At 68.1% G+C, this 18,149-nt stretch carries 15 protein-coding genes and 2 pseudogenes; 14 read left to right on the top strand and 3 right to left on the bottom strand.

The window, feature by feature from the left end; all coding sequences use genetic code 11:
• The first annotated feature begins 258 nt into the window (after positions 1-258).
• The 5 genes and pseudogenes from OG990_RS04105 to OG990_RS04125 all read left to right on the top strand — a co-directional run.
• Entirely contained in the window at positions 259-630 is a 372-nt protein-coding gene (locus OG990_RS04105; protein ID WP_406079029.1) for a transposase family protein, read from the top strand.
• A gap of 312 nt (positions 631-942) precedes the next feature.
• Entirely contained in the window at positions 943-1,800 is an 858-nt protein-coding gene (locus OG990_RS04110; RefSeq protein WP_406079030.1) for a GNAT family N-acetyltransferase, read from the top strand.
• A gap of 182 nt (positions 1,801-1,982) precedes the next feature.
• Positions 1,983-2,270 (top strand): cyclic-phosphate processing receiver domain-containing protein, encoded by a 288-nt coding sequence (locus OG990_RS04115; protein ID WP_406081647.1) that lies wholly within the window; start codon positions 1,983-1,985, stop codon positions 2,268-2,270.
• Between the two features lie 118 nt (positions 2,271-2,388).
• The gene (locus OG990_RS04120) at positions 2,389-3,267 is read left to right on the top strand and encodes an IS5 family transposase (protein WP_406081648.1); all 879 of its coding nucleotides are present in this window, start codon (positions 2,389-2,391) and stop codon (positions 3,265-3,267) included.
• 69 nt (positions 3,268-3,336) lie between these two features.
• Positions 3,337-3,525 (top strand): annotated as a pseudogene (locus tag OG990_RS04125) (transposase); the annotation flags it as partial.
• A 206-nt stretch (positions 3,526-3,731) separates the two neighbouring features.
• Here the strand turns inward: OG990_RS04125 and OG990_RS04130 are convergent.
• Entirely contained in the window at positions 3,732-4,646 is a 915-nt protein-coding gene (locus OG990_RS04130; protein WP_406079031.1) for a helix-turn-helix domain-containing protein, read from the bottom strand.
• Between the two features lie 105 nt (positions 4,647-4,751).
• Here OG990_RS04130 and OG990_RS04135 point away from each other — a divergent pair, with 105 nt between their 5' ends.
• Both OG990_RS04135 and OG990_RS04140 read left to right on the top strand, forming a co-directional pair.
• Positions 4,752-6,272, top strand: coding sequence for a GMC family oxidoreductase (locus OG990_RS04135; protein WP_406079032.1), 1,521 nt, complete (start codon positions 4,752-4,754; stop codon positions 6,270-6,272).
• Between the two features lie 254 nt (positions 6,273-6,526).
• Positions 6,527-7,369, top strand: a complete 843-nt coding sequence (locus OG990_RS04140; protein WP_406079033.1) for an NmrA/HSCARG family protein — start codon at positions 6,527-6,529, stop codon at positions 7,367-7,369.
• Positions 7,370-7,374: 5 nt separating this feature from the next.
• On the opposite strand, the pseudogene OG990_RS04145 reads toward OG990_RS04140, so the two are convergent.
• Positions 7,375-8,514 (bottom strand): annotated as a pseudogene (locus OG990_RS04145) (IS3 family transposase).
• 368 nt (positions 8,515-8,882) lie between these two features.
• Positions 8,883-9,734, bottom strand: a complete 852-nt coding sequence (locus tag OG990_RS04150) for a chitinase (protein WP_406079034.1) — start codon at positions 9,732-9,734, stop codon at positions 8,883-8,885.
• A gap of 350 nt (positions 9,735-10,084) precedes the next feature.
• Here OG990_RS04150 and OG990_RS04155 point away from each other — a divergent pair, with 350 nt between their 5' ends.
• From OG990_RS04155 to OG990_RS04185, 7 genes are read left to right on the top strand one after another with little or no spacing between them, the layout of a single operon-like run.
• On the top strand, positions 10,085-10,831 hold the full coding sequence (locus OG990_RS04155) for a hypothetical protein (protein ID WP_406079036.1): 747 nt from the start codon (positions 10,085-10,087) through the stop codon (positions 10,829-10,831).
• 43 nt (positions 10,832-10,874) lie between these two features.
• The gene (locus OG990_RS04160; protein ID WP_406079037.1) at positions 10,875-11,177 is read left to right on the top strand and encodes a hypothetical protein; all 303 of its coding nucleotides are present in this window, start codon (positions 10,875-10,877) and stop codon (positions 11,175-11,177) included.
• Positions 11,178-11,219: 42 nt separating this feature from the next.
• Positions 11,220-11,957: a hypothetical protein gene (locus tag OG990_RS04165; protein ID WP_406079038.1), complete on the top strand. Its 738-nt coding sequence runs from the start codon at positions 11,220-11,222 to the stop codon at positions 11,955-11,957.
• A 1-nt stretch (position 11,958) separates the two neighbouring features.
• On the top strand, positions 11,959-13,140 hold the full coding sequence (locus OG990_RS04170) for a hypothetical protein (protein WP_406079039.1): 1,182 nt from the start codon (positions 11,959-11,961) through the stop codon (positions 13,138-13,140).
• A 48-nt stretch (positions 13,141-13,188) separates the two neighbouring features.
• On the top strand, positions 13,189-14,682 hold the full coding sequence (locus OG990_RS04175) for an SCO6880 family protein (RefSeq protein ID WP_406079040.1): 1,494 nt from the start codon (positions 13,189-13,191) through the stop codon (positions 14,680-14,682).
• Entirely contained in the window at positions 14,679-16,310 is a 1,632-nt protein-coding gene (locus tag OG990_RS04180) for an ATP/GTP-binding protein (protein ID WP_406079041.1), read from the top strand. The genes OG990_RS04175 and OG990_RS04180 overlap by 4 nt, the downstream gene beginning before the upstream one ends.
• Positions 16,307-18,094: a TraM recognition domain-containing protein gene (locus OG990_RS04185; RefSeq protein ID WP_406079042.1), complete on the top strand. Its 1,788-nt coding sequence runs from the start codon at positions 16,307-16,309 to the stop codon at positions 18,092-18,094. The genes OG990_RS04180 and OG990_RS04185 overlap by 4 nt, the downstream gene beginning before the upstream one ends.
• Positions 18,095-18,149 lie beyond the last annotated feature (55 nt).

The following is an 18,149-nucleotide window of genomic DNA, read 5'->3' on the forward strand; positions in this document are numbered from 1 at the left end:
ACCGGTACGTCGCCGAGGCCGTACGCGTCCTGGCGGCGCAGACTCCCACCCTGCATGACGCGTTGCGGCGGGTTGCCGCCGACGGCTGGTCGCACGTGATTCTCGACGGGAAGCTGATCGATACCGATCGGCTGGCCGAGACCACCACCAGCGTGAAAGGCGACATCGTCGACGCCTGGTACTCCGGGAAACACCGCAACTTCGGCGCGAACATCCAGGCGGTGATGCGCCCGGACGGGCTACCGATCGGGACCTCGGATGCGATGCCCCGGACACCTGCACGACCTGACCTGCGCCCAACAGTTGGACGTCACCGGCGCGCTCTACTGGGCCGCTTCGGCGCTGGATCTGCCGACCCTGGCCGACTCCGGCTACGAATGCGCTGGCCAGGGTATCCACACCCCGTACAAGCAACGCGCCGACGGCCGCCGTCTCGCCCCGGACAACCAGGCCTACAACGCCATGCTTCGATCCCTACGATGCCTCGGAGAACGCGGCTTCGCGATCCTCACCAGTCGACGGCGAACACTACGACACACCACCGCCAGTCCTCGCAGCATCGGCGACACCGTCCGCGCCGCCCTCCACCTCACCCACTTCGAATACCGATACCTACCAAATTCTTGTTGAGATCACCTCATTGTCCGCCCGCCGTGGTCTGGCTGCACATCATGCGGGAAGGCCGGACCCGGGTGCGCCTGCTCCATCTCCCCCGGGTGCCAGTGGATTGGCCGAGGGATGATTCCCGAGACGACGGCCGGGCGCCGGACGGGGGTCGGTGTGCGGTGGTGGCCGAATGTTCAATTGTGCTTCGGAGCGGTTACTCACACCGCTGGAGCTTGGTGGTCCGGCCCCGGCAGCGGAACGATTAAAAGAGCGCGAAACGCTTTCGCGCGTCTGCTCGCGAACCCACTAGATCCGTCTGAAGGAGCAGTCTGTCCGATGGATAAGGAAGAACTTAGCCGGCTCGCGGAGCTGGCCGAGGCCGCATTCATGGTCCGGTACGTGGTTGACGTACCCGAACGGGTTTCGTCCGCGCTCGGCACCGCTGACACGGGGATCGGCGGCGGTGTCGCCCTCTCCACACGCCACGGGGAGACCCACTACTGGAGCAAGGCGCTCGGATTCGGCTTCGCGGAGCCGGTGACCCAGGACCTGATGGATCGGATCTTCGCCTTCTACCGGGAGCAGGGCACCGAGGTCGCCACCATCCAGATCGCCCCGGGCCGGCTGCCGGCGGACTGGGATGAGATCCGGGCGGCGGAGCGTCTGGAGCCCGGCTCGGTGATCATCCAGCTCGCCTGCGAACTCGACGCGTTCCGCATCGAGGGCGTGACCGACCTGAGGATCGGGTTGGTCCCCTCGCGCGACGCCGACCAGTGGGCCGACGTGTTCGCGCAGGGGTTCAAGTGGCCGAGGGGCGGCTCGGTGGCCGAACTCGTGGCCGCGGCGGTGGCGAATCCCCGCCTTCACACGTACGGCGCCTGGGACGGTGACCGAGTGGTCGCGGCAGCGTCCCTCTTCGTCCATGGCGAGGTCGGGGTACTTGCTGGAGCGGCGACCGCGCCGGATCACCGGGGCCGGGGCGCGCAGTCAGCGTTGATTGCGGCCCGGGCCCGCGCGGCGGCCGAGGCTGGCTGTCGGTGGTTGGTGACGCAGACTTGGCGACCAAGCCCCGGGTCGGTCAACCACTCACTCAACAACATGCTGCGCGGCGGCCTTGTGCCGCTCTACGACCGGCAGAACTGGATCTGGAGGTCGACCGGTGCCGGCGACCGTGCGGTGACCGGTCGCGAGTGATCGGGCCACTGACGTAGCAACGACGAAGGCGCCGTTATCGTCAACGGCGCCTTTGTCACGTTTGTCGTGTCGATGCTCCGTGCTGTGGGCCGATGCTCCAACTCATCCTGGCAATGATGGTGATCGCGTCGACGCGGCAGATCCGGATGGCGGATCGTGACGGTGCCGGGCATCATCATCGCGTGGGTGCCCGCTGGACGATCGTCCTGGTTGACGACCTTCGTTCGTTCGTGGATGGCCGCAGCGCGGAGGTGGCCCGTACGAGCGCTGCCGGAGTCGAGGTCCTTCATCGGCACCGGGATGGGCGCCTGGACGAGCTGTGGCTGGACCACGACTTGGGCGGCGACGACACGATCCGGCCAGTCGTGGCCATTCTGGAACAGGCCGCTTTCGAGAAGCGCCCCTTCGACATCGTGATTGCCTCCCGGGCCGACGCTGTCCGAATGTCGGCCCTAAGGCGTGTTTCGTAACTCGGGTTGGCCGGTTGAAGTCACGGCGTGGCGGTGATCGATAACTGAAGAGGTCTCCGGTACTTGGTACAACGACCAAGAAGCACCATGCACCGGAGACCTCGTGGCCACCTTAGCGGTGACGCGGCGGCATGACCTGACTGACGCGCAGTGGGCTGTCCTGGCCCCGTTGTTGCCTGCTGCGTCGTCTACCGGCCGGCGCTCGAAGTGGGAGAAACGGCAGCTCATCGACGGGATCCGGTGGCGGATCCGGATCGGTGCCCCGTGGCGCGACGTGCCAGCGGAGTACGCGCCCTGGCCGACGATCTACGGACTGTTCCGTCGGTGGCAGCGCGATGGAACCTGGGACCGAATCTTGTCAGCGTTGCAGGCCCAGGGCGATGCCCTGGGACGGATCGACTGGACGGTCAGCGTGGACTCGATGACCAGTCGCGCTCACCAGCACGCCGCAGGTGCCCGCACCGACGGCCATCTGCAGAAGGAACCGCCCGGTGGGGTTCATGACGAACCGGCCGATCACGGGCTGGGCCGCTCCCGTGGAGGGCTGACGACCAAGACGCATCTGGCCTGTGAGCAGGGCCAGAAAGTCTTGTCCTTGATCGTCACCGCCGGGCATCGCGGGGACAGCCCGCAGTTCATCCCGGTCCTGCGCCGCATCCACGTGATCCGCCTCGGTGTCGGCCGGGCCAGGACCAGGCCGGTGCTGGTGCTGGCCGACAAGGCCTACACCAGCCGCACCAACCGCAGATACCTGCGCTCTCGGGGGATCCGGGCCTGCATCCCGAGCAAGAAGGACCAGGACGCTCACCGCAAAGCCAAAGGCTCGCGCGGCGGGCGCCCACCGGCGTTCGACCCGCAGCTCTACCGGCTACGCCACGCCGTCGAGAACGGCATCAACAGGCTCAAACGCCACCGCGGCGTCGCCACCCGCTACGACAAGTTGGCCGTCCGGTTCCAAGCCGTCCTGACCATCACCATCATCACCGAGTGGCTCTGACCTCGCGTTATGAAACACGCCTTAGAAGAGGAGACCTCGTGCCGTCCGTCCTGGCAGAACGACTCGCAGATCCTCCTGCAAGGCGATCCGGCCCGCGCGGAGCCCAAGAAGCTGCGCTACCGGTTGCTGCACGTTCCAGCCCGAATCGCACGCACCGCACGACGGACCTGGCTACGCATCGCCGACGGCTGGCCCTGGGCCCACGAGGTCATCACCGCGTTCGCACGGCTCGCAGCACTGCCCGGACCGCTGACCTGAACCAGAACCCTGCCCCTACAACAGCCTGGAGGAACCCGGCCACACGCCGGGTCACCACCATGCCCGCCAACAGAAAAACCGCTAACGGCAATCCCCCAACCAAGATCAATCACTCATGAAAGACCGAGGCTAGGAGTGATCGCGCCTGATGCGATGGACATCACAGGGGTGTATGTGTGATGACGACGCCAAACCCCGCCGGGGGTTCACGAGGCACGCGGGCTGGCGGCACGACGCACCGCCGACGGCAAGACCCCGTACTGCGCCCGAAACGCGCGCGTGAAATGAGCCTGGCTGATGAAGCACCAGCGGACCGCCACCCGCGCAATGCTGAGATGGCTCAGCATCGGATCGGTCAGGTCCCGGTGTGCCGACTCCAGGCGGCGTAGACGGATGTACTCGGTGACCGTGTAGAGCTCATGCTCGAACAGCCGGTGGAGGGTGCGCGGGGCCATTCGGTGGACGGCGGCGATGCGATTATGGGTCAGGCCCGAGTCGGACAGATGCTCCCGGGCGTAATGAAGGATCCGGAGCCGTTGCGCGTCCACCACCGCCTCGCCGTCGGCCGGTTCGGTCATGCTGAGCGCCCCGGCGATGATGTGCAGTCCCGCCTCGCCGAGGCGTCCGGCGGCGGCGCCGATCGACGTCCGCTCACCCACCGCGGCGGCGACGAAGTCCGCAAGCACGGCGCCCGGACCCGCGCCGAACGGATGGGCATGCTGCATGGCCTGCCGGACGACATTGTCCGGCAGCGACAGGGCGCCGCGCGGGAAGGCGAGCACGGCGCACGACCATTGCCGCTCGAGCCGCAGATCGTAAGGATGCCCTGTGTCGTAGAGCGCCATCTGCCCAGGCCCGATATGCACCTGCTGGCCATGCTGGGTTACGGTCGCGGCCCCGTCCAGCTGCATACAGAGCTTGAGGCGATCGATCGGTTCCTGCCGCGCGGCCAGCGGCGTACGGCGCAAGGTCTGCGGGCTCCCACTGATCTGATACGCGATCAGCGGACCAAGCGCCGTGCCGGACATCGTGCCGGTCGGCTCGTCCGCATGATCTGGGGTCAGGCGGCCGAACGTCTGGCCGAGGGACTGCCGCCACAACTCGACAACGGATGACGTCATGTCATCTGAGACGTGTCCCGAGCCGAAAGGTTCAGGCGCCAGCGGTCAAAGACCAGGGCGGATATCGTCAACTCCCAGCGACCGTGCCGAGAAACCGTGGTCCTCGTGTCAACTCACTATGACTTCATCGTGGTCGGGGCAGGCTCGGCCGGCTCCGTCGTCGCCGCCCGCCTGTCGGAGGACCCCCGCGCACGGGTGCTGCTGCTTGAATCCGGTCCGGCCGACACCCTGCCTGACATCTCGGCTCCGCCGGCCTGGCCCGCGCTGTGGGGCAGCGTTGTCGACTACTCCTACGTCACGGTCCCGCAACCCGGCGTCGGCGGCACCGTGCACAACTGGCCGCGGGGACACACCCTCGGCGGCTCGAGCAGCATCAACGCGATGGTCTTCCTGCGCGGTCACGCCGCCGACTTCGACCACTGGGCCAAGCAGGGCTGCGACGGCTGGGATTTTGCCTCTGTACTGCCGTACTTCCGCAAGATGGAAACCGTCGAGCGCGGTGATCCGGCGTACCGCGGCGCCAGTGGCCCGATGCGGCCGGCGGCCGCGGCCGAGCCCAACCCGCTCTCACGGGTGTTCGTGGACGCAGCCGTCGCGGCCGGCTATCCGAGGACCGAGGACTTCAACGGCGCGACAGCCGAAGGTGTGGGCTGGCATGACTTGTCCATCGCCGACGGACGACGGCAGAGTACCGCAGCCGCTTACCTACACCCGGTAGCCGAACGGCGCCCCAACCTGACCGTACTGACCGACGCGCGTGCACACCGGCTGATCATCGAGCGGGGACGGTGCGTCGGCGTCGTCTTCGCGCGGGACGGCGAGGTGATTTCAGCGTACGCGGACTACGAGGTCGTGGTCAGCGCGGGCGCAGTCGACTCGCCACGGCTGCTGATGCACTCGGGCATCGGCGACGCCACGGACCTCCGCCAGTTGGACATACCGGTGGTGCAGCATCTTCCGGGAGTCGGCAAGAACCTACACGACCATCCGCTAGCCAGCGTGGTGTACGAGGCGAAGCAGCCGGTCCCGGCCGGCCGGAACAACCACGCCGAGACGTCCATGCAGTGGCGCAGCGACCCTGGCCTGCCCGGCCCGGACATGCAACTGATGTTCATCCACGTCCCGTTCCACCAGCCCGCGCTGCAGGCCCCGCCGAACAGCTTCACCCTCGGCGTCGCGACGGTGCCCGAGGCGCGGGGAACGGTACGCCTCGCATCCGCTGATCCCGGGGTCGCGCCGCTGATCGACCCGAACTACCTCGGACACCCTTCCGACATTCGGCGCCTCGTCGAAGGGATCCAGGTAGCTCGGACGATCGCCGCCACCGAACCGTTCGACGGCTGGCGCGGCGGCGAGGTGCTGCCCGGACCGGACGTGCGGCATCCGGCGGGCCTCCGCGAGTATCTGCGCTGGGGCACCGGAACCTACTACCACCCGGTCGGCACCTGCGCGATGGGCACCGATGTGGAGGCGGTGGTCGGTCCGGACCTGCGCGTTCACGGTCTGGACGGGCTGCGTGTGGCCGACGCCTCCGTCATGCCCCGCATCGTCAGCGTCAACACCAACCCCGCGACGATCATGATTGGCGAGAAGGCCGCCGACATGATCCGCGCGACGCACTTCTGACGCCCGGCGCGGACAGCCTCACCGTCTGGTCGATCTCGCTTAGCTCTTCCCGGTTGCGGAATAACGGCGGGCAACCACCGGGCTGCGGGTGAGAGCGCCAGCTGCTCTCCGGCGCGCATGCGCGTCGAAGAGCAGCTGGCGCGGTCGGTGAGCGCTCAGTTCCGCGTCGTGAGCGATGAACCCTGTCGGCGCCGCCCCGTCGCCCTTGATGTGCGGCGGTCCATGGCCAGACCGCCACGAAAGAAGGAGCACCCATGGCATTGACGATTGCGGTGACAGGCGCCACCGGGGCCCAGGGCAGCGGCCTGGTGAGAGCTATCCTGGCGGACGCTGGCCGTGAGTTCTCGGTCCGGGCCATCACCAGGGACATATCCTCGGTGAGGGCCAGGAAGTTGGCCGAACTGGGCGCCGAGGTCGTATCAGCCGATCACACCACCGGCGCAGGGCTCGAAGAGGCCTTCGCCGACGTCCACGGCGCGTTCCTGGTAACCGACTTCTGGTCGCACATGTCTGCCGCACGGGAACCGGACCAGGCCCGTAACCTGGCCGAGGCGACCGCGAAGGCGGGCGTGCGGCATGTCATCTGGTCGACTCTGGAGGACACCCGGATTCACGTTCCCGTCGACGACCCTCGGATGCCGAGCCTGCAGGAGAAGTACAAGATCCCGCACTTCGACGCGAAGGCGGAGGCCGAGGCGTTCTTCCATCAAGCGGGCGTGCCGGTCACGTTCCTGCGAACCACCTTCCAATTTGAAAACCTGACCGCCGGTATGGCGCCCGTCCGTACCCCAGAGGGCCTCATACTCACCATGCCGATCGGTGATTCACCGATCGCCGGCATCGCGGCCTCCGACAGCGGCAAGGTCGCGTTGGAGATCTTCCGGCGCCGCGATGAGTTCGTCGGCCGGACGCTCAGCATTGCCGGCGACATCGTCACCGGCGCGGAGATCGCCAGCGCGCTGAGTGACGCCCTTCACGAACCCGTCGTCTACCGGCCGATCGGCCACGACGACTTCCGCGCCCTCGGCTTTCCGGCCGCCGACGAGGTGGGCAACATGCTGGGGACTGCCCCGGGTTTGGTTGACTCGCAGGGCTGAACGGTTCAGGCCGCGTGTGCGGGCCTGTTGATTGTCTCAAACTCGATGGGGGTGAGCCGGCCGAGGCGTCGTTGCCGTCGTCGGCGGTGGTAGGTGCGTTCGATCCAGGTCACGATGGCCAGGCGTAGCTCATGGCGGGTGGTCCAGCGTTGCCGGTCGAGGACGTTGCGTTGCAGTAGGGCGAAGAACGACTCCATGGCGGCGTTGCCGCCGCAGGCGCCGACCCGGCCCATCGAGCCCACCAATCCGTTACGGTGCAACGCTTTCACGAAATTTCTGGACCGAAATTGGCTGAGTGCACGATGGTGCCGGCCGGGCTGCGCAGCCGGGTCGCGTTCGACAGCGCGGTGACGGCCAGGGACGCCTTCATCCGTGAGTCGATGGAGTAGCCGACGATCCGGCCGGAGTACACGTCCTTGATCGCGCACAGGTACAGCTTGCTCTCGGCGGTGGGGTGCTCGGTGATGTCGGTCAGCCATACCCGGTCCGGGGCGTCGGCGGTGAAGCGGCGTCGCACCAGGTCGTCGTGCACCGGCGGCCCGGCCCGCCTGGTCAGGCCCTTGCGCTTGGCGAACACCGACCAGATCCGCTGCTGTGAGCACAACCTGGCGACGCGGTTCGGGCCGGCGGTGATCCCGTGGGTAGGGCAGTTCGTCGGCGATGAACCGGTAGCCGAACGCCGGGTCGTCGGCGTGGATGTCGAGGGCGGCGTTGATCAAATGGGCGTCGTCCCAGTCCCGCTGCGAGACCGGTTCGGTGCGCCACGCGTAGTAGGCCTGCTTGCTGAACCCCAGCACCCGGCAGGTCACCGCGACGGGGATCCCGTCCGCGGCCAGGTCACCCGACCAGCGGGTACGTCATTTTGGGGAGATCTCCTTGGCGAAGTACGCCGCGGCCCGGCGCAGGATCTCGTTCTCCTGCTCCAGGACCTTGTTGCGCCTGCGCAGCTCCCGCAGTTCGGCCGACTCGATACTGGCGGCACCGCCCGGGCGGACGCCGTCCTCGACGTCGGCGAGCTTGAGCCAGCGGTGCAGGCACGCCTCGGAGATCCCGAAGTCCTTCGCGATCTGCGCGATGGGCGCCTCGCCCTTGCGGGCGACCGCGACTACGTCACGACGGAACTCCAGGGGAAACGCTTTCGGCATGACAGACATCCTTCCAGCGAGGAACACATCCTCACGGGTCAGGAGTCAACTGAACCGGGGGCAATCCCTCCCATGGGACAGGATCATCGTGATGGCCCGCAGACTCACCCGCCACCGACACACCTGAACCCCTTTATGTTTTCCTCGGCGTATGAGACGAGAGTTGGCCTGCGAGCTCATCGGGCTGTGTCATTGGTTATGCTCCGTATCCGCTCAAGACGTTTCCTCGCTCTATGACGGCTACCGCGATGCGCGGTTCACCGAACTTCCACTCTTCATGAGCCGAGCCCTTCAATCTGTACGGGATGGGACGGTCGATAGGGCGCTGTGGCGTCCACGGTAGACGCCGACCGGAATGAGACGGCTGCTCAGCAGTTCTGTCTGGGGTCCGGTGTGACGCCGAGGATCGCGGCGAATCTCTGGTAGGCGCTGATGCGGCTGCGGACTGCTCCTGGGTTGCCGCCGTTGCACTCGAGGGCGCCGTTGATGCTGCGGATGGTTTCGCCGAAGCCGGCCCCGCCGGTGATCCCGGCGTGCGGTGTCATGTTTCCGGCACCTCGCTGGGTCATCCAGAACCAGAGAGCGGTCTGCCAGGCGACCGTGGGGTCGTTCTTCACGAGATCGGGATTATTGAGCAGGTCGATGCCCAAGGCCTGCCCGGCCGCGTGGTAGTTGGTGTTCCAGGACAGCTGGATGGGGCCGCGGCCGTGGTAAGCGGTACGCCCGGCCGGGCAGCCGTATGGCTGGCCCGGATCGCAGTAGTTGCCCCATGCGGAGCGGTTGATCTCTTCGACGTAGATGAGCCCGCCGGTCTCGTGGCTGACATTGGCCAGGAACGCGGCGACCTCGCGCTTTCGCGTGGTGTCGTCACCGGTGCCGGCGAACGCTGGGTAACGCGCCATCGCGGCGGCCAGGCCCTGGTATGTGTAGAACGGGTTTCGGCCCGGGAACATCTGCTGGAACTGAGCCCCGCTGAGGCTGTCCGCTTGTTCTCCGGTCACCGGTGCGGAGCTTCCGCCCGCTTGTTCTCCGGTCACGGGTGCGGAGCTTCCGCCAGGACTCGGCTGGGTCATCTGCACGACGCCGCCGGCGAGAAGAACCACGATGGATACCAGGCAGATGAGGGCCAGGATCGTGAAGGGGATGAGCCCGACCAGGGCTACCACGATGCCGATCGTCTGGACGGTGTCCGGCGGCTTGGTTCCTGACTGATTGCCCATCGATCCTCGCACTCGTTGCGCCTCGCGCCGCGGCTGTCGCAGTGATAACGGAGCCGGGACCCTCTCGGTTCACGACGCGGCGTCGATGGATCTGCCGGGCGGACCCGCCGTGGCTCAGCCGGGAGTACCCACGTCCGGGCCGTTGTGGCCGGAGCGCCGAGGGGACGGCAAGAGCGAACGACTCGCAATTTTCAGCGATCGTGAACCGGGGATCGGTCCGCTCCGTTCAGTGGACGTGCGGACCACGCGGCCGGCGACCTGGCTGACAACGACTGGAGAGGAACGGGAGGTAGTTCATGCATGCGGCCCATGTTCGACCGTGCGTCCGGCTGCCACGATCCGTCTCCGTCTTGGTGCTGGTCGCGACCGCCATGGTTCAGGTCGTGCTCGGGTTTTCGAGCGCAGCATCGGCTGCCGGGCGCCAGGTTGACCGCGTGCGGCAGTTCGCCGCGGCGCCGGCTCCCAGTCCGGGTGGTCAACTGACGGTTCGATTCGAGAACAAAGGCGCCTTCGTGGTCGCCGAGTTGTGTCTGCGAAACAGCCTTTCCGTGCCGTGGACCGGAGATAAGACCCCGAATGAGCGGCGAGACGCTGGCGGGGCCATTCACTGTCGCAGCCGAGACTTGCTCGTCAATCAAGAGGTCAACCTCACCGTTGACCTTGAATCGGACGGCAGCGCGTACGTCGACTTCAAAATCGGCTTGGGACCCACAAAGGAGGCGTACGACGTATCGGGGAGAAAGTGGTGCAAGTTCTCGGGCACCGTCCAGGGTGGAAAGATGGAGTGTGAGGACGTGGAAAGAGCGGCGAGTGCTCCGCCGGTTCCATCCATTGCCCCGTTCGATCCGGGATCGGCAGCGGACGAAAACGGTCAGCGTGCCGATCTCACACTGCTCAACCTGCTGGCGTGGTGTGTCACCGCCGCCGGTGTCGCCGGCCTTCTCGTCGTCGGAACGAACATGGCGCTGCAGCTTCACCGGGGTGTGATGGGTTTCGGATCGTCGTTCGCGCGGCGCGTTTTTCTGATCGTGATGTCGTGCTTCCTGGCGATGGCTGCGGGTCCGATCGTGCAGTTCTTGAATATCCCGTTGCCCTAGCGCGTCCGCCGGGCGCTGCTGAACTGACTCAGGAGGAGGACCTTTGTTCGGCTTGAACTTAATGAACGCCGCACTTCGGCTGGTTCCGCAAGTGCAGGTGCCACAGCCTACGAACGGCGGTTCGGCCCCCCCGGCGCTGGTCACCCTGGTGACGACCGGGTTGAGCCTGATCGCGTGGGGCGGTACAGCGGCAGGCGTCGCGGGGGTGCTCGTCACCGGCGCGAAGATGGCCATCTCCCACAAGCGTGGCGACAGTTCGGAGCACATGGGTCAGCTGGGACTCGTTCTCGGCGGTTGCATCCTGGTCGCCACGGCCGGACCCCTGGTGCAGTTCTTCTTCAACTGATGTGTCGTTCCCAATTCTCCCAGCCCGACATGGAGTCCGCTGATGAAAGGCCGATGGCGCGTCAGTTACGACGTCGATGCGCGACCGTTCTGGCGGCAGCGAGGATGGCAGTTGTCCGCAGCCTTCTTCGCCGTCATCCTCTTGGCTACGGTTGTCGTGAGCCTCCGCGGTGGGGCGCCCGCTCCGGCGCGGCCGGTGACGCTTGCCGGACCGCTGAGCGAGGGCGCGCCGTTCGAGGGTGATCGGCCGGTCGGTTGCCACACGGACGATTCTCGGCAGGACGCGCCGGTGGGGCCGCCGGATGACGTCACGTGGCGGGAACTGAACGGCGCACCCGTACCGTTGTCCGCTTCGGCCGGGCCGCGCCGCACCGATGGACCGTTGATGTGGTGCTTCGCGCGCACCCCGGCGGGTGCGGTCATGGCTGCCCATGTGATTCCGCGGCAGCTCAGCGGCAACGACTGGCGCACCATTGTCGATCAGCAGGTGGTGTCCGGTGCGGGGCGGGACCTCTTCGTCGCCATGCGCTCGTCCATCGCGGATTCCTCGGTGCGTTACACCACGAGCTCCGTCGGAGGGTTCTCGCTGCTGTTCTATTCAGCGGAGGCGGCGACGGTTCGTCTGCTGATCCGGGTGGGATCCGCCGGCTATGCCGCGACGGAGTACCGGGTGGCGTGGTCCGGCGGCGACTGGAAGATGGAGCCGTCCACTGCGGGCGACCTGTATTCGCCATTGACGCCGGTCGCGGATACCGCTGGTTTCATTTTGTGGGGGAAGTGACGTGCCGGATTGCAGCAATGGCGATGTCGTGTATTTCGGGGCGTTCGGCGGATTGACCGAATTGATCGACCAGGGAATCGACGGCATTCTCCGGAAGATCGCCTCTTCGATCATGAATGCCGCCGCCAGTCTCTTCGGAGATCTGGCGCAGAATGTGCCGACGCTGTCGCCGGACCAGGAGATCAATTCGAAGATCGGGCTCCAGACCAACTGGCTGGTGGTGACGATCGCCGTGGCGTCGTTGCTCTTCGCCTCGGTCCGCATGGCCCTGGAGATGCGCAGCGAGGCCGGCATGGCGGCGGTCAAGGGTCTCCTGCGGCTGATGCTGGTCGCCGGCGCGGGGTCGTTCGTACTCGGTGAACTGGTCCTGCTGTCGGACCGGTACACCGCGCACCTGTACGAGGCCGGCGTGCGGCAGCAGCTTCAGAGCATCGCCAGTTGCGACAACGGCGGCATCGCGACCTTCCTGCTGATCATCATCGGGATTCTGCTGATCATCGCGGGTATCGTCCACATCATCCTTCTCTACATCCGGCTGGGCGTGATGGTCCTGCTCGTCGGGACGCTGCCGCTAGCCGCCTCTGCCTCGATGACCCGCTGGGGGTCGACGTGGTGGCGCAAGCACATCGCCTGGCTCGTCGCCTGGCTGATCTTCAAGCCCGCGGTGGGACTGATTCTCTACGTCGGGACGACGATGATCGCCTATACCGGTACGAACGCGACGCATCAGAAGATCGCCGGCTGCGGTGTGCTGCTGATGTCCGCCGTGGCGTTGCCGAGCCTGCTGCGCCTGGTGGTGCCCGCGGCCGCCGCGCTGGGATCCTCCGACGGGGCGGCGTCGGCGGCCTCGTCGGCCACCGGCGCGGCGGGGGCGATCACCGGTGCGGCCGCGCGGCCCGGGTGGCGATACGCAACGGGCGGCGGGCAGTCGGGCGGGCGGGGTTCGTCCGGTCCGAGCGGCGCCTCGGCGGGAGGCGGAGGCACGCGCGGGGCCGGTGGCGGCGCCGGCAACCGTGGCCGCAGCACGGGCCGCCGGATGGCCTCGGGTGCGGCGCGAGTGGCGACCGGGGCGTTGAGCGGCTCTGCGCTGCTTGCCGCGCGGGCGGCGAGCACCACGGTGAAACACGGTACGAACTTGGCCTCCGGCGCGGTGTCAGGCGGCCGCGACGATGCGGACCACTGACGTGGTAGGTGACTCGGTGTCCCGCAGGAGCAGGAACGGAAGGTAGCGATGTCGAGCGGAAGCGTTCCGCAGAGGACGTACGGAAATTGGCGGCGCCCGCGCCGGTCCGGGCTGGGGCCGCTGGGTCTGATCGGCACGATCGGCACGTTCGGCGGCATTGTGGCGGTGTTGCTCGCCTCGCTGATCTCGCTGACCGCCGCTCTGGTGGTGCTGGTGCCCCTGGTCGTGCTGCTCGGTCCGCTGGCCCTGCGCACCGAGGACGGCCGGAATCTCTACCAGATCCTGGCCGTGCGGCTCGGCTGGCGCCGGCGCGTCGCCCACGGCGAGCACCTCTACGTGTCAGGTCCGCTGTCCCAGCGTCCCGGCGGCCGGTTCCCGCCACCGGGGCTGCTGAGCCGGGTGACCATGGGGGAGGGGCACGACGCGTTCGACCGGCCGTTCGGCGTCCTGCATCATCGCGGTCGCAATCGCTTCACCGTGGTCCTAGAGTGCGTACCCGATGGTGGTGGGCTCGTGGACCAGGAACAGGTCGACGTCTGGGTGGCGATGTGGGGCGACTGGCTGGCACGGCTGTCGCACGAGCCGAACCTGCGGGGCGCGTCGGTCGTCGTGGAAACGGCACCGGATTCCGGTATGACACTGGCCGCCGAGGTGCTGCCGCGTCTGGCCCCGGACGCCCCTGAGGTGGCACGCGCCGTCATGGAGGAGGTCGTGGACCGCTATCCGGCTGCGTCCTCCGAGATGCACACCTATGTGACCCTCACCTATGCCGCTCCTGGCGGGACGAAGCATGAGCTCGAGGACGTCATCGCCGACTTGGCGGTCCGCATGCCGGGCCTGTGCGGCGGCCTTGTCGGTGCCGGCGGAGGATCGGCGGAGCCGCTCTCGGCCGAGCGCATCGCCGAGGTCATCCGCATCGCCTACGACCCAGCGGTGGTGTCCGAGGTCATGGAGGCGCGCGCCGCGTACGGCGGTACAGGGCTGGAATGGGAAGACGCCGGACCGGCCGCATGCGTCGAGACGACGGACGCATACGCCCACGACTCGGGTGTGTCCCGGACGTGGGTGCTGACGATGGCGCCGCGCGGCACGGTGGGGTCGGGCGTGCTGCGTACCGTGCTCGAGGCCGCTCCCGGCACACGCCGTAAGCGGGTGGCACTGATCTACCGGCCGATCGACCCGGCGACCTCGGCCCGGATCGTGGAGGCCGATCGCCGCAACGCGCAGTTCATGGCCACCTCGGGCCGGGGCATGGTGCGGGCCCGAGCCGCCGCTGAGGTGGCGGCGGCCGAGCAGGCTGCCGCGGAGGAGGCCTCGGGGGCCGGGCTCGTTGAGTTCTCCCTCCTGCTCACCGTCACGGTCGACTCGGCGGAGGAACTGGTGGACGCCAACGTCACGGTACGCAACCTGATCGCGGGCTCCCGGCTGTCGATGCGGCCGGCCAACCGCATGCAGGCCGCCGCGTTCGCGTGTTCGCTGCCGGCGGGCATTCTGCCGTGGGAGCACACGCTGGTCCCGCACGAGTTCCAGGAGGCGTTGTGACATCCGTGGCGCGGGTCAGGCAGTTCCGGCTGGGAGCAGGCTGGCGCAAGGGTGCCTCGGGACCGCGGACGGCGCTGGACGCCGCGCCGGCCGTAGTACCTGCCGTCGAGGACTCGATCCTGGGTCAGGCGACGAGAACCCGGGTCCCGGCCGGGGGCTCGGCGGGTACGAGCAGCGGCCGTGTGGGTTACCTCGATCCGCCGACGATGTGGCGTGCCACCAGCGTTCAGGCGTGCGGGCTGTGGCCGTTCGCGGCCGGCTCCGGGGCGCCGATGAGCGGTGTTCCGCTCGGGCAGCATCTGGTCACCGGTGCCACCGTCTGCGGGGACCCGCTGTCGTGGTTCATGCGAGCGCGGTACATCTCCAACCCGTCGCTGTTCATGCTCGGCATGCCCGGCCTTGGCAAGTCCACATTGGTCAACCGCATGCTGATTGGGCTGGCCGCGCAGGGCGTGACACCGCTGGTGCTCGGCGACCTCAAGCCGGACTACGCGGACACCGTGCGTGCCCTCGGCGGCCAGGTCATCACGATCGGCCGCGGCGTCGGCGGGATCAACGTGCTCGACCCGGGAGCGATGGGTGCCGCGGCCCGTCGCATCGGCGGCCGCGCGGGCGAGTCCCTGGCCGCGGAGACGCACGGGCGGGTGCTCAACATGCTGGCCGCCCTGCTCACCATCGTGCGCGGCCAGCCGATCAACGACCACGAGCAGTCGGTGCTGTCCGCCTGCCTGAGGCACATGCGCGAGCGTACCCCCGAGGGCCGGTCGATTCTCCTGCCGGACCTGGTCACAGCGTTGGCCGAAGGACCGGAACCGGTCCGCGCGGTAACCCTGGACCGGGGCCAGGACGATCGCTACCGCGAGGCCGTCGACCCGCTGCACCGATCGCTGCTGGGCATCCTCGACGGACCGCTGGGGGACACGTTCTCGTCCGAGACCTCGACGCACATCAACCCGAACGCGCCGGCGGTCTGCATCGACATCTCCCGGATCGGGGAGTCCGACACCCAGCTCACTGCCGCGGCCATGCTGGCCGCCTGGTCCGACGGCCTCGGCACGGTGGCCGCCGTGCACGCTCTCGCCGATGCGGGACTGACTCCCCGGCGATGGTTCTTCACCGTGCTGGACGAGCTGTGGCGTCCCCTGCGGGCGGCATCGGGCATCGTCGACCGCATCGACGCGCTGACGCGGCTCAACCGATCCCTCGGCCTAGGCGACGCGAAGATCACGCACACCCTGAAGGACGCGGAGGCGGTGGGGACCGAGGCCGACCGGGCCAAGGCCCGGGGCTTCGTCGAACGGGCCGGCATGGTGGTCTGCGCGGGCCTTCCGCGTACGGAGATGGAGGAACTCGGTCGCATCGTGGGGCTGTCCCAGCGCGAGATCGACCTGGTGTCCTCCTGGTCGTCCCCGCCGGGCTGGGCGAGTACCGGCGTGAACGACGAGCCGCCCGGCCGTGGCCGCTTCCTCATCAAGGTCGGCGGACGCCCCGGGATCCCGATCCGGATGGCTATCACCGACACCGAACGCCACCTGCACGACACGAACACCCGGTGGGTGCAGAACGACTACGCCGAGCAGCTTTCCCTCCCGCGTAGTGCGGTGTCCGGAGCGGAAAACTGGCCGTGAGGGGCGGATCCGGCAACGATGCCGGCGCGACCGTTGTTGTGCTGGTCGCTTGCGGCGCGACGGCCTGCGGCGCGGTGTTCCTGGGCGGCACCTTCGGGACCGCCCTGGCCGGCGGCGGCTGGCGTCCGCCGCCGGTCACCATGAGTTCGGTCCGGCGGATGGTCGAGGCGGGCCCCACCGTCCTGTGGCCGGAAACCGCGGCATGGGCCGTGTACGGCGGTATCGCCCTGCTCGTGTTGATCGTGGCGGGACTCGCGGCCCTCGTGGTCGCTCCGCTGCGGGCCCGGCTGGGTAGGGCGAACGGACTGGCCACGCCGCGCGATCTCGCAGCCTTCAGCCGGGAAGCCGTTGTCCAGCGCGCCCGCGGCCTGCGCCCGTCGCTAGAGGGCGTGCGTAAACCGACGCCGGACCAGACCGGGAACCTACTGGGTGACCTCCACCCGTCCGGGCCCGAACTGCGCTCATCGTTCGAGGACGTCGAGCTCGACCTGATGGCACCGCGGGCCGGCAAGTCGACGGGCATCGCTGTTCCCCGGGTACTCCGGGCGCAGGGGTCAGTCCTGATTACCTCGAACAAGTCGGACGTGTTCGCCGTCACGAGGGCACAGCGGGAGAAGGTCGGCACGGTATGGACGTTCGACCCGCAGGGCGTCACGCACACCAATCGCGCTATGTGGTGGGACATGCTGGCCGCCTGCGTGACCGTCGAGGGCTCGCGGCGGCTGGCCGGTCATTTCGTGGCCTCGGTCAACGATGACACCGCGAAGAAGGACTTCTGGATCTCGGCGGCGCAGAACACGCTGACCTCCTTGTTCCTCGCGGCCGCCCGCAACGGCGTGCCGGTGACCGACATGCTCGGGTGGCTGGCCGATCCCGGCGACCGTGCCCCCATCGACCTGCTGCGGGACGTCGGTCTGCACGCCATGGCGGAACAGCTTCAAGGCACGATCCGCGGCGCGGTGCAAACCCGGGACGGAATCTACGAGACCGCGCGGCAGTGTGTGTCCTGCCTGCTGGACCCGGCCATCGCGGCATGGGTCACGCCCGATCCGCAGGTGCCGGAGTTCCGCCCGGACCAGCACGTCCTCACCCAGGACACGCTGTACCTGCTCTCGAAGGACGGCGGTGGCTCCGCGGCCGGTGTCATAGCCGGGCTGGCCGACACGACCCTGCGGGCGGGTGTCATGGCGGCCGAGGGCATGGGCGGACGCCTCGACCCGCCGATGACGGCGGTGCTGGACGAGGCGGCGAACGTCTGCCGCATCTCGGACCTGCCGGACCTCTACAGCCACCTCGGTTCGCGCGGCATCAACATCGTCACCCTGTTGCAGAGCTACAAGCAGGGCGCTCGGGTGTGGGGTGAGGCCGGCATGGACGCGCTGTGGGGCGCGGCCACCATCAAGCTGCTCGGAGCCGGCCTCGACGACGCCGACTTCGTCGACAAGGTCGCCCGTCTGGTGGGCCAGCACGACGTGAAAACGCTCAGCGTGTCCCGCGGACGGGACGGCACGTCGCGTTCGACCTCGTACCGGCAGGAGCAGATCCTGCCGGCCGACAAGATCCGCGCACTGCCGAAGGGCACAGCGCTGCTGTTCGCGACCGGGGTCCGGCCCGCGCTCATCCGTCTGCGGCCCTGGTACAAGGAGCCGAATGCGGGACCCATCTCCGCGGCCGCGAAGCAGGAGGAACGGGCCATCGCCGAGCGGGCCGCCGCGGCCAACGCCGGTGCGACGCCCGCTGCCACCGGCCGGGCGGGTACGGGCCTCTGGCCTCCCCTGACCTGATTTACCTCAAGGAGCGATCAATGACTACACGGACAGACAAAGAGCCGACAGCTCC

Origin of the sequence: Micromonospora sp. NBC_00858 (genome assembly GCF_045207365.1) — a bacterium.
Taxonomy (GTDB): domain Bacteria; phylum Actinomycetota; class Actinomycetes; order Mycobacteriales; family Micromonosporaceae; genus Micromonospora.